At 42.7% G+C, this 11,489-nt stretch carries 11 protein-coding genes; 8 read left to right on the top strand and 3 right to left on the bottom strand.

The annotated features are described in order from the left end of the window. The 3 genes from RYL27_RS01230 to dnaA all read right to left on the bottom strand — a co-directional run. The coding region (locus tag RYL27_RS01230) for an AAA family ATPase (RefSeq protein WP_314964662.1) at positions 1-388 on the bottom strand (388 nt) is incomplete at its 3' end. Continuing rightward, a complete protein-coding gene (gene dnaN, locus RYL27_RS01225; RefSeq protein ID WP_314964661.1) occupies positions 385-1,509 on the bottom strand; it encodes a DNA polymerase III subunit beta in 1,125 nt (374 codons plus the stop codon). The genes dnaN and RYL27_RS01230, both read right to left, overlap by 4 nt. A gap of 223 nt (positions 1,510-1,732) precedes the next feature. Continuing rightward, entirely contained in the window at positions 1,733-3,094 is a 1,362-nt protein-coding gene (gene dnaA, locus RYL27_RS01220) for a chromosomal replication initiator protein DnaA (RefSeq protein WP_314833660.1), read from the bottom strand. A gap of 582 nt (positions 3,095-3,676) precedes the next feature. Here dnaA and rpmH point away from each other — a divergent pair. The 8 genes from rpmH (at position 3,677) to rsmG (ending at position 11,429) form a co-directional block, all read left to right on the top strand. Continuing rightward, entirely contained in the window at positions 3,677-3,820 is a 144-nt protein-coding gene (gene rpmH / locus RYL27_RS01215; protein WP_007158318.1) for a 50S ribosomal protein L34, read from the top strand. Positions 3,821-3,932: 112 nt separating this feature from the next. Then, on the top strand, positions 3,933-4,280 hold the full coding sequence (gene rnpA / locus RYL27_RS01210; protein ID WP_007158317.1) for a ribonuclease P protein component: 348 nt from the start codon (positions 3,933-3,935) through the stop codon (positions 4,278-4,280). 129 nt (positions 4,281-4,409) lie between these two features. Next, positions 4,410-4,622: a membrane protein insertion efficiency factor YidD gene (yidD, locus tag RYL27_RS01205; protein WP_040649643.1), complete on the top strand. Its 213-nt coding sequence runs from the start codon at positions 4,410-4,412 to the stop codon at positions 4,620-4,622. A gap of 21 nt (positions 4,623-4,643) precedes the next feature. Then, positions 4,644-5,969: a YidC/Oxa1 family membrane protein insertase gene (locus tag RYL27_RS01200; protein WP_314964665.1), complete on the top strand. Its 1,326-nt coding sequence runs from the start codon at positions 4,644-4,646 to the stop codon at positions 5,967-5,969. A 20-nt stretch (positions 5,970-5,989) separates the two neighbouring features. Then, positions 5,990-7,090: an RNA-binding cell elongation regulator Jag/EloR gene (gene jag / locus RYL27_RS01195; RefSeq protein ID WP_314964658.1), complete on the top strand. Its 1,101-nt coding sequence runs from the start codon at positions 5,990-5,992 to the stop codon at positions 7,088-7,090. A 311-nt stretch (positions 7,091-7,401) separates the two neighbouring features. Further along, the gene (mnmE, locus tag RYL27_RS01190) at positions 7,402-8,772 is read left to right on the top strand and encodes a tRNA uridine-5-carboxymethylaminomethyl(34) synthesis GTPase MnmE (RefSeq protein WP_314964656.1); all 1,371 of its coding nucleotides are present in this window, start codon (positions 7,402-7,404) and stop codon (positions 8,770-8,772) included. Positions 8,773-8,784: 12 nt separating this feature from the next. Then, positions 8,785-10,686: a tRNA uridine-5-carboxymethylaminomethyl(34) synthesis enzyme MnmG gene (gene mnmG / locus RYL27_RS01185; RefSeq protein ID WP_314964654.1), complete on the top strand. Its 1,902-nt coding sequence runs from the start codon at positions 8,785-8,787 to the stop codon at positions 10,684-10,686. Then, the gene (gene rsmG, locus RYL27_RS01180) at positions 10,683-11,429 is read left to right on the top strand and encodes a 16S rRNA (guanine(527)-N(7))-methyltransferase RsmG (protein WP_314964652.1); all 747 of its coding nucleotides are present in this window, start codon (positions 10,683-10,685) and stop codon (positions 11,427-11,429) included. The genes mnmG and rsmG overlap by 4 nt, the downstream gene beginning before the upstream one ends. Positions 11,430-11,489 lie beyond the last annotated feature (60 nt).

Raw genomic sequence — 11,489 nt, 5'->3', positions numbered from 1 at the left:
TTGGCCCATTTTTAATCAAGGACAGGTCCTCCGGAGAAAAAATAATGATATTTCCCAGACCGAAAAGCTCCGAGCTTTTCTTCACAGGAAATCCGTCTATAGCCACTCCCTTACTTTTATTTTTCTTTAGGTGAATGTCTATCCTGTGGGAAATTCCCTTTTTCTTCAGGATCATTTTCAAATGGGCTTCCTCCGCCCCGAAATGAATCAGCTCCTTGTCCTTACAAAAGCGAAAGGACTTTCCGGTGCTGCCAAAGAAAATGGCTTCCAAAAGATTGGTCTTCCCCTGGGCATTGTCTCCGTAAAGAATATTGTTCTTCTCTCCCAGAGGAAGCTTCAATTTTTCTATATTTCTATAATTTTGTAATTCTATGGATTCGATAATCATCCTACGGCTTCCGCATTAAAGTTAACCGGTAAAATCATGTAGTTGTAGCTTTCCTCCTGATCCCGAATAAAGACGGGAGAGCGGGAAATAGTAAAGTACAAATCCACCTCTTCCTCTTCAATATTTTGAAGGGCATCCATCAGGTAAGTAGGATTAAAGCCGATGAGTAGATCCTTTCCTTCCTGCTGTACCGGCATTTCCGCATCCATCCTTCCGATGTCGGAAACAATTTTCAAAGATAGGCTCTGGTCTTCAATTTTTAAAATCAAAGGCTGCTTATCATTGTCTCTGGCCAGGATTCTGGCTCTGTCTATATTTTCCAAAAATTGCTTACGATTTAAGCGAATCTTGGTTTCGTAATCGGAGGACAACATCTGGCGAACATGGAAATATTCTCCCTCCACCAGCTGGGTTACCACGATGGTGTCTTCAAAGGAAAATTGCAGATACTGCTTGGAAAAGCAAATCTCCACCTTATCCTCCAGCCCTCCGCTGATAATTTTGGAAAGCTCGGACAGAACTTCCTTGGGAACAATGGCGGAACAGTTGTCATAGGACTCGGAAAGCTCGGTCTTTCGAATAGCAATTCTATGTCCGTCCAGGGCGGTAATGGAGAATTGATTGTCTGTAATTTCGAAATATTCTCCCGTCATCTTCTTATTGTTCTCTCCGGAAGCGGTGGAAAAAATAGTCTGATTAATCATGTTTCTGAGACTCAACTGAGAAATCTCCACAATCTCCTGCTTCTCTACGGAAGGAAGGGAGGTAAATTCCTCAGGATTTCTGCCCATGATTTTAAAGACGGACTTTTCACACTGAATGGTACAATTTCCGTTTTCCTCTGTACTGAGAAGAATATTCTTTCCCTCCGTCTGGGGTAAACGCTTGATAATCTCTTGGAAAAGTCTTGCCTCCAGGGCAATCTTTCCCGGCTCCAGTATGTCTCCCGGACAAATGCTTTCTATTCCAAAATCATTTTTGTTTCCTGTTAAACGAATCTGCCCCTCAGTGGCGTCCACCAGGATGCACTCCATAATGCTTAGGGTGGTTTTGGAAGCAACGGCCTTCCCTACCACTTGCAGGGTGGAAAGCAAATCATTTTTTTGAAAAGATAATTTCATAGGAGTCCTTTCTTTTTATTCTGTAGAAGTTTTTTGAAAAGCCGCTAAATTTTATTCTTAACAAGTATCGCTTTTGAGCCTCGCGATATTTTGTTTTTGTTCTTTCTTTTTCTCTAGTAGTGTTATTAGGGGCTGTGGAAATGTGTAATTGCCAAAATCTCTTTATTTTTCAATCTTCCAAGCCTTCTTTTTTTCTGTGGAAAGGGAAAGGAAAAAATGGGGATTAGGGAGAGATTTTTTTCCGTAAAACCTCTATTGTGGATTGTAATTGTTCATTTGTGGACAATTCCTTGGATATCTTGTCGCAACCGTGAATGATGGTGGAATGGTCTCTTCCTCCCAGCAGTTCCCCCACAGTATTTAAGGGGATACTGGTCATTTCCCGGCAAAGATACATGGCAATCTGCCGGGGAACAACGATTTCCTTGTTCTTTCTTTTGGAAACAAGGTCGGAAAGACTCAGGCCGTGATGCTCCGCCACCACCTCGATAATCCATTTTGGAGTAAGCTCCTTTTTCTCCGCCGGAGTAATATTGTCCTTTAAAAGTTCCTCGGCAAGACTTAGGGTAACGGGCTGTTTAATCAGGCGGGACTTTGCCACCACCTTGGTTAAGGCTCCCTCCAGTTCCCGGACATTGGACTTAATATTGTCTGCAATGTATTTGATGACTTCGTTGTCAATGTTGTAGCCTTCCAGTTCTTCCTTTTTCCGAAGAATCGCCATCCTGGTTTCCACATCCGGAAGCTGGATATCCACGGTGAGTCCCACCTCGAAGCGGGAGAGGAGTCGTTCTTCAATATTGTCAATCTTCTTCGGCGGCTTATCGGAGGCGATGATAATCTGTTTTCTATTATCATAGAGGGCATTGAAGGTATGGAAGAATTCTTCCTGGGTTCCTTCCTTACCGATAAGAAACTGAATATCGTCTATGAGAAGAACATCCAGTTCCCTATATTTTCTTCTGAATTCCGCCGGGGAAATGTTATTTTTATTACGGATACTGTCGACAAATTCGTTAATAAAGGTTTCGGAGGTAACATAGCGAATCTTGGCATTTTTGTTTTGCTGTAAAATGTAATGGGCCACAGATTGCATCAGGTGGGTTTTTCCCAAACCTGCTCCTCCGTAGATATAAAGAGGATTGTACTGTTCTCCGGGCATCTCCGCCGCCGCCACACAGGCTGCATGGGCTAAGGCGTTGGAGGAACCTACTACAAAGCTGTCGAAGGTATAGCGGGAGTTCAGGTTGGCATTTTTTAAGGCCTCCTCCAGTCCTAACTGTTCTTCCTGATTTTTCTTAGGATAGAGTTCTTTCAAACCTTCCTCATCGGTGATGAGAATCTCGGTATAAATGCCGGTGACTTCCATAATGGAAATCTTTAAGGTTTCGGCATAGCGTTTCCGGATCATACTGATAAATTCCTTCCTCTCAGCCAGTATAATCAGTTGGTCCCCGATAGAATCGTATAATTTTAAAGGGGCAATCCAAACATTATAGGCTACATCCGGCATTTCATTTATTTCTCTGGTATGTAGGAGGATTTCTTCCCATTTTTCTTTTATGAGGTTAAAGTCTTTTGCCATTCCCAGACTCCTTAAAATCAACGACAAGGGGGTTCTCGCTATTTTTCCAAAAAAAAAGTACCCTTTTTTCTGAAAAGACAGTTCCTTTTATTTTACAGCAAGAGAGCCTCTTTCGCAAGTTCACATCCTTTGAGAAAAAGGAATAATTCAACAGGGAAAGAGTATAAATGGAGTATAAAAATAAGAGATATCCACAGAATAAAGCCAAAAGAAGCCTTTTTACATGAGAAAAAAGGAAAATTATACACTTATCCACAGTTTATAAACAGTTTGTGGATAAGGTGAACAGATGTTTTTGTGGATAGAATTTGTGGATAAGTGCATAAATTTGTGGATAAACCCTGTTTTTACAGGATTTTCCGGCCTTTTTTAGGGGATAAAGAGGGTAAGATATACACATTTCTTCCGGAAAATAAGTTTTTTCCAAAGGGTATTGACGATTTATAGCCCTTTCTATATAATAATCTGCGATGTTTACCCAAAATTAGGAGTTTATTCGGGACCTTTCGGATAAGGACGAATAATTCCCGGAGAAACGATCGGTGGCTTCAGGCCATACACTAAAAAAAGGGAGGTGTCCGTATGCATAAGGGAAAAATGACTTATCAGCCAAAGACAAGACAGAGAGCAAAGGTGCATGGATTTAGAAAGAGAATGTCCACAGCCAACGGTAGAAAGGTTTTGTCTGCTAGAAGAGCTAAAGGTAGAGCAAGATTATCTGCATAATGCAGAAACATAAAGGAAGCTTTCTTGAAAAGCTTAAGGGGAGTATTTCCCCTGTAGAATACAGAAATGAGGCCGCTGGAAAGCGGTCTTTCTTCAACCTTGGAGATATTTTATGAAACGTTTTCCTTCCATGAAGTCAAATGAAGAGTTTCAGCATTGTTATAAAAAAGGAAAATCCTATGCCAATGCTTATTTTGTGATGTTGATAGTGGAAAACGGCTTAGACTATTCCCGACTGGGAATATCCTGTTCCAAGAAGGTGGGAAATTCTGTAGTTCGTCATGGAATCAGCAGAAAGCTTCGAGAGATATTTCGATTACACAAAGAAATCAAAGAGGGGTTAGACATCGTTTTAGTCGTAAGACAGAAGGTAGCTTTTGCAAGCTATTCGGAATTGGAGATTGCTTATCTCGATTTATGTAGCAGGCATCATATACTTAGTAATGGAGAGAAGTTCTGAAATTCTGATTTTTTCCAAAGGGAAATAAAATCCCTATTATAATAGGAAGAAACTCGGACAAAAAATACGTTTTATAAGGATATAAGCTTTTCAAAATTGTGAAAAAGCTTATTCCGAAGGAGAGCTTTGATGAAAAAACTGATGTTAAAAATGATTCGTTTTTATCAAAAATTTTTATCTCCTATGAAGGGACATTCTCATTGTAAATACACACCCACATGTTCTCAATACGCCTATGAGGCCATACAAAAGCACGGGTGTGTGAAAGGACTATTGTTGGCAATCTGGCGATTACTGCGTTGTAATCCCTTTGCTAAAGGCGGATATGATCCTGTTCCCTAGAGATGAAGGGAGAAAAACTTGATTCAAAATCTGATTATTTTAACCAAAAACACATCCAATATGCCTTTATTCGGACCAATCTGGAACCTTATCGTAAATGCTTTGGGCTGGATTATGAACTGGATTTACCTTTTCTTGGACGGAATCGGTATTCCAAACATTGGATTGGCCATCATTCTGTTTACCTTGGTAACTCGTATTTTGCTGTTCCCGACCTCTTTAAAACAGCAAAAATCCTCCAGAATGATGCAGATTATGCAACCGGAAATTCGTGCTGTACAGGAAAAGTATAAGAACAAAACGGACAATGCTTCCATGATGGCGCAGCAAACCGAAATGAAAGCCATTTATGAAAAGTACGGCACTTCTATGACTGCAGGGTGTTTGCCTTTGTTTTTACAAATGCCGATTATTTTCGCCCTGTATCGTATTATTATGAACATTCCTGCCTATGTTCCTTCCGTAAAGGCGGTTTATGAAAGTGTTTCTACCGCTATCGGAGGTTCCTCTGCGGCTCAAAGTCTTCTGGACTTCGGAAAAGCCAACGGTATGGAATCTATTTTAAAGACCTTACACAACTTAGGTCTGGATGACCCCGCTAAGTATAATGCAGACGCGGTTCATAATTTTGTCATTGACTTTTTGTATAAGTTAAATCCTACGCAGTGGGCAAAGCTTCCGGAGATTTTCCCTTCTGCTACCCAGGTAATTCAGCAGGCTGCGGCAAAGTCTACAGAGATTAACAGCTTTTTAGGCTTAAACCTTTCCACTGCTCCCTCTGCCTATGGATTTACCCCAAATATTTACTGGTTAATTCCTATTTTGGCAGGCTTAAGCCAGTGGGCTTCCACCCTGCTGATGCAGAAGCAGACCATGCCTACCGCAACTGAGGAGGGGGATCAGTCCCAGCAGATGATGAAGAGCATGAACGTTATGATGCCTTTGATGTCTGTGTGGTTCTGCTTCAGCTTTGCTTCCGGAATCGGTTTATACTGGATTGCTTCTTCCGTATTTATGCTCTTACAGCAGTTGATTTTAAACTGGTACTTCGGAAAGAAGACCAATGAAGAGCTTTTACAGGATGCTATGGCAAAGGCTAACGAAAAAAGAGCTAAAAAAGGCTTACCTCCCATTGATGAAAAGACCGTGGAAAACAGATTAAAGCTTATGCAGGCTAAGGAAGATTCTGAAGAGAAGAACCGTATGGAAAAGATTGCAAAGCAAAATCTGAAGACAAAAGAATCTACAGACTATTACAATCAAAATGCGAAAGAGGGCTCATTAGCCAGCAAGGCAAACATGGTACAGCTTTACAATGAAAAGCATGAGAAAAAAGAGAAAAAGTAAAAAGCTTAGGGAGAAAAGCTATGGACAAGTTTAGAGTTTCTGCAAAGACGGTAGAAGAAGCGATTACAAAGGCAACCATCTCTTTAGGTTGTACCTCAGACAGAATTTCCTACAATGTGATTGTACAGGGAAGCAACGGTTTATTCGGTATCGGAGCAAAGCCCTGGATTATCGAAGCCTGGGAAAAGGATGAAGCGGAAATCGCAAAAGAAAAGGTTGCAGCGGAAAAGCCCGCGGCAGTAGAGAAAGCGGCATTTGAAAAGAAGGAAGCGGAAGGAAAAAGGGAAAGCTCTTCTGTAGAGGAAAAGTCTCAGAGTTTTGAGAAAAGGGAAGAAAGAAAGGCTTCCGGGGAGGATAAATCATTTTCCCATAATGCTTCTTTGGAAAAGAAGGACGAAAAAAGAGAGAGGAAGTTTGAAAAGAAGGAAGGCTTTAAGGGCTTTAGCAGAGGAGGCTACGATCCTATCCCTGCGCCTATGTCTTCCGCTCCCGTAAAGAGAGAGGAAAAGTCCTTTGAAGGAAGAAGTTCCGAGAAGAGAGAACTTACGCCCCTTTCCGAAGAGGAGATTGCAGCGGTAACTAAGGCTGCTTTAGATTTCTTAAACTCTGTATTTCAGGGTATGGAAATGGAAGTGGAGCTTCAGACAGAATTTAGAAACAGCAGCAATGAGCTTTACATAAACCTTATAGGACCGGATATGGGCATCCTTATCGGAAAAAGAGGACAAACCCTGGATTCCTTACAGTATCTTTGTTCTTTAGTGGTGAATAAAAACCACGGAGACGAGTATCTTCGGGTAAAGCTGGATACGGAAGATTACCGTAAGAGAAGAGAGCAGACTTTAAGAAGTCTTGCTAAAAATATTGCCTACAAGGTAAAGAAGAACCGGAAATCTGTTCATTTGGAGCCAATGAATCCTTATGAGAGAAGAATCATCCATGCCGCACTGCAAAGTGACAGTCAGATTTCCACAAAATCCGAGGGAGAGGATCCTTTCCGCCACGTAGTGATTTTCTGTAAAAATGGAGGAAAGTTCCAAAAGGATTTCCGCCACAAGGGAAACAGGATGAGAAGAGAGGACAGGAAAGAAGAAAAGAGAGAAGAAAAGAGCGAAGAATAAGACTTTCTTGCACCCCATGGAAGAAATAAGAAGAATTAAGTAAATTCATTCGGTAAGGGGAACATATTCAGTAAGAAGAAGTTGTCAAAAGAAGTCATCAAAAGAAGTCATAAAACGTAAGTTAAAGAATTGTGTGATATTTAAGCAATAGAGGTCTGAAATAGGGAGAGTTAGTTCTACCCTGATTTCAGACCTCTATTGCTTATTTGTATACAAGCTATTTAGGCTTATTTATAATTTCCATCCTAGGCTTTTCATTGCATTGTAGGACAAATCTTAGTAAAATACAGAATTGCTGAGGAGGTGAGGATTTGGAAAATACCATTAGCGGAATTGCCACCGCATTAGTAGAAAGCGGAATCGGCATTATCCGGATTAGCGGAAATCAGGCTGTGGAAATTGCCGGAAAAATTTTAAGAACTAAGGGGGGAAAACCCTTAGATATCAGGGAAAGCCACCGGATTCGCTATGGCTTTGTTTTTGACGGGGAAAAGGAAATTGATGAGGTTTTGGTTTCCACTTTTTTAGCACCCAAATCCTTTACCGGAGAAGATACTGTGGAAATCAACTGTCACGGCGGAATCCTTTTGATGCAAAAGGTTTTTCAGGCCACTCTCAAGGCCGGAGCAAGACCGGCGGAGCCGGGAGAGTTCAGTAAACGAGCCTTTTTAAATGGGCGTATCGATCTTTCTCAGGCGGAGGCAGTGGCGGATTTAATTTCTGCTAAAAGCGAGGACAGCATTCGCTCCTCCCTTTCCCTCCTACAGGGTTCACTGAAGGAGAAAATCAAGGGAATGCGGAGCAGAATTCTGGAGGATACCGCCTTTATTGAAGCGGCTTTGGATGATCCGGAGCATATTTCTTTGGAGGGCTTTTCCGAGCAGTGTCAAGCCCATGTGGAAGGGATTCTCTCTGAAATTTCAGAGCTTTTGAAGCACCAAAGGGAAGGAAAACTCTTAAAGGAGGGAATTCAAACCGTTATTGTGGGAAAGCCCAATGCGGGAAAGTCTTCTCTTTTAAATTGTCTGGTTAAGGCGGATAAGGCTATTGTAAGCAATATTCCGGGAACCACCAGAGATACGGTGGAGGAGGATATTCGTATCGGCTCCCTTTCTCTTCATTTGATGGATACCGCAGGAATCCGGGAAACAGAGGATATTGTGGAAGAAATCGGTGTGAATCGGGCAAAGGAAGGGATTGAAAAGGCGGACTGCGTTCTTTTGGTTTTGGACGGAAGCCTTCCTTTAGAGGAGGAGGACCGAAAGATTTTATCCCTTTTAGAGGGAAAAAAGGTCCTGGTGCTTCTAAATAAAATGGATAAGGAAAGCATTTTACAAAAAGAAGAGCTGGAAAAGGCTACCGGTTTTCCTGTGATTCCTATTTCTGCCAAAGAGGGAAGGGGTATTGAGGAGCTTGGCCAGAAGCTGGAAGAGCTTTTCTACACCGGAAGTCTTTCTTTTTCCACGGAAACTTATATTCATAGTGAACGACAGATTGCAGCATTGGAAGAGGCAAAGTCCGCTTTGGAATTGGTCTTGGAGGGAATCCGTCTGGAATTGTCCGAGGATTTCTTAAGCATAGATTTAATGGGGGCATACAGTGCCTTAGGAAGAATTCTGGGAGAGGATGTTTCCGAGGATTTGATTAATGAGATTTTTGCAAAGTTTTGCATGGGAAAATAGTAAAGAGGGAATATGGCATTTTTAGAAGAACAGGTGGATATTGTAGTGGTGGGAGCAGGGCATGCAGGAGTGGAAGCGGCCCTGGTTTCCGCTAGGCGGGGACATAAAACTCTTCTTTTTACCCTGAGCCCGGACAGCATTTCCATGATGGCCTGTAACCCCAATATCGGGGGAAGCTCCAAGGGGCATCTGGTCAGAGAATTGGATGCCCTGGGGGGAATGATGGGAAAGGTCTGCGACCAATCCTTTCTCCAGTCCAGGATGTTAAATCAATCCAAGGGTCCGGCGGTTCATTCCTTAAGAGCCCAGGCGGATAAGCAGGTTTATTCTCAAAATATGCGGCATATTGTGGAAAATCAGGAGAATCTTCATATTCGGCAGGGAGAAATCGTCTCTCTGCTGTGCAATGAGGAAAAGACGGAAATTCGCGGGGTTGTGAGCAGTACCGGAGCCAGATACTATGCCAAGGCAGTGCTGATCTGCACCGGTGTGTACTTGAATGCCCGCTGCATTTACGGGGAGGTTTCTGAAGAAACCGGGCCAAACGGCCTTCGCAGAGCTACAAAGCTGAGTCAGGCTCTTTTGGATTTAGGCTTCAGGCTACAGCGTTTTAAAACCGGAACCCCTGCCAGAGTGGATAGAAGGTCTCTGGATTTTAGCAAGATGGAAGTCCAGAAGGGAGATGTGCCTGTGGTGCCCTTCTCCTTTTCTACGGATCCTGATACGGTGCAGATTCCCCAAGAGGATTGCTATCTGACCTATACCTGTGAAGAAGGTCATGAGATTATTCGGGAAAATATTGACCGTTCCCCCATGTATAACGGGGTGATCCAGGGAACCGGCCCCAGATACTGTCCTTCCATCGAAGATAAGGTCATGAAGTTCCCGGAGAAAAATCGGCATCAGATTTTTGTGGAGCCGGAGGGAAGATACACCAACGAAATGTATCTTTCCGGTCTTTCCTCTTCTCTTCCTGAAGACGTGCAGATGAGAATTCTTCGTACTATGGCGGGCTTTGAACAGGCGGAAATGGTGAGAACCGGCTATGCCATTGAATACGACTGCTTAAATTCTTTGGAACTGGAAAATACCTTGGAAACAAAGAAAATTTCCGGCCTGTATTTTGCAGGACAAATGAACGGTTCCTCCGGCTATGAGGAGGCGGCGGTACAGGGCTTTATGGCGGGAATAAATGCGGTACAAAAAATTGAAGGAAAAGAGCCCTTTGTATTAGATCGTTCCGAGGCCTATATCGGGGTTTTGATTGATGACCTGGTGACCAAGGAAAACAAAGAGCCTTATAGAATGATGACCAGCAGGGCGGAGTATCGTCTTCTGCTTAGACAGGACAATGCGGACCTTCGTCTTCGGGAAAAGGGCTATGCTCTGGGGATGGTTTCAGAGGAGGAAATCAAGGCTACCAGGGAAAAGCAGGAAGCCATCCAAAAAGAGCTTCGCCGTATGGAAACTACCTATATCGGGGCAAATGCGGAGAATAACAGGATTTTGGAAAGCATTTCCTCTTCTCCTATCCAGTCCGGTATTTCTTTGAGAGAGCTTTGTAAGAGACCGGAGTGTAATTATCAAAACATTGCTCCCTTGGATCCGGAAAGACCTTCCCTTTCTCCCTTCATACAGGAAGAAGTGGAAATCGAAATTAAATATGAGGGCTATATCAAGAGACAGATTCAACAGGTGGAAGCCTTTAAGAAAATGGAGCGGAAAAAGCTGCCAAAGGATATCTGCTATCATGATATTCACAACCTCCGTCTGGAAGCCAGACAGAAGCTGGATTTGATTCGTCCGGAAAATATGGGTATGGCCTCCCGCATCAGCGGTGTCAGCCCTGCGGATTTATCGGTGCTTTTGATTTATCTGGAGAAGGAAAAGGAAAGAAGAAAGGAAGAGAAATGACCGAATTTTTTCGAGAGAAGCTTTCCCATTTAACAGAGAGCTTAGGACTTTCTTTAACAGAACAACAGCTTTTACAGTTTTATCAATATTATCAGATTCTGGTGGAAAAAAATAAGGTGATGAATCTTACCGCCATTACGGAAGAGGAAGAGGTCATTGTTAAGCACTTTGTGGATTGTCTGGCTATTTGTCAAATGAATGTTTCACGTGAAACATTTTCAGAATGGATAGAGGGAAAGTCGGTAATGGATGTGGGAACAGGAGCAGGATTTCCCGGACTTGTTCTAAAAATTGCCTTTCCAAGTATTCAGCTTTCTTTGAGTGACTCTTTGCAAAAGCGGATTCGTTTTTTGGAAGAGCTGGTGGAAAGCCTTGGTTTGGAAGGGGTGAGATTTTATCACGGTCGGGCTGAGGACCTGGGACATGATAAGAGCTTGCGGGAACAGTACGATTTGGTAGTTTCCAGGGCAGTGGCAAATCTTGCCACCCTCAGTGAGTATGACCTTCCCTTTGTGAAGCCGGGAGGCTATTTTCTGGCCTTAAAGGGCAGAGAAGTGGAAGAAGAATTGGAGCAGGGAAAGAAAGCCATTTTCCTTTTAGGAGGAAAATGTGTGGAGAAGAAAATCTATACCCTGCCGGAAACCGATATGGGAAGGGCTATGCTTTTGATTCAAAAAGTAGAGCCTAGCGGAAAAAAATATCCTAGAAAGGCGGGAACTCCGGCTAAGTCGCCTCTTAGTTAGAGAAGTATTATCAAGTGGAAAAGTTAAATGAAATAGAGAAAGAAAGCATTTTCCCAAAAG

It is taken from the genome of Oribacterium sinus, assembly GCF_963537195.1.
In the GTDB taxonomy this organism is placed as follows: Bacteria; Bacillota; Clostridia; order Lachnospirales; family Lachnospiraceae; genus Oribacterium; species Oribacterium sinus_A.
This window is presented reverse-complemented; position numbering and strand designations above follow the sequence as displayed.

Excerpts from the sequence above, each read along its gene's own strand:
- dnaN (WP_314964661.1), bottom strand. The coding sequence starts at position 1,509 with ATGAAATTATCTTTTCAAAAAAATGATTTGCTTTCCACCCTGCAAGTG.
- dnaA (WP_314833660.1), bottom strand. The coding sequence starts at position 3,094 with ATGGCAAAAGACTTTAACCTCATAAAAGAAAAATGGGAAGAAATCCTC.
- rpmH (WP_007158318.1), top strand. The coding sequence starts at position 3,677 with ATGCATAAGGGAAAAATGACTTATCAGCCAAAGACAAGACAGAGAGCA.
- rnpA (WP_007158317.1), top strand. The coding sequence starts at position 3,933 with ATGAAACGTTTTCCTTCCATGAAGTCAAATGAAGAGTTTCAGCATTGT.
- yidD (WP_040649643.1), top strand. The coding sequence starts at position 4,410 with ATGAAAAAACTGATGTTAAAAATGATTCGTTTTTATCAAAAATTTTTA.
- jag (WP_314964658.1), top strand. The coding sequence starts at position 5,990 with ATGGACAAGTTTAGAGTTTCTGCAAAGACGGTAGAAGAAGCGATTACA.
- mnmG (WP_314964654.1), top strand. The coding sequence starts at position 8,785 with ATGGCATTTTTAGAAGAACAGGTGGATATTGTAGTGGTGGGAGCAGGG.
- rsmG (WP_314964652.1), top strand. The coding sequence starts at position 10,683 with ATGACCGAATTTTTTCGAGAGAAGCTTTCCCATTTAACAGAGAGCTTA.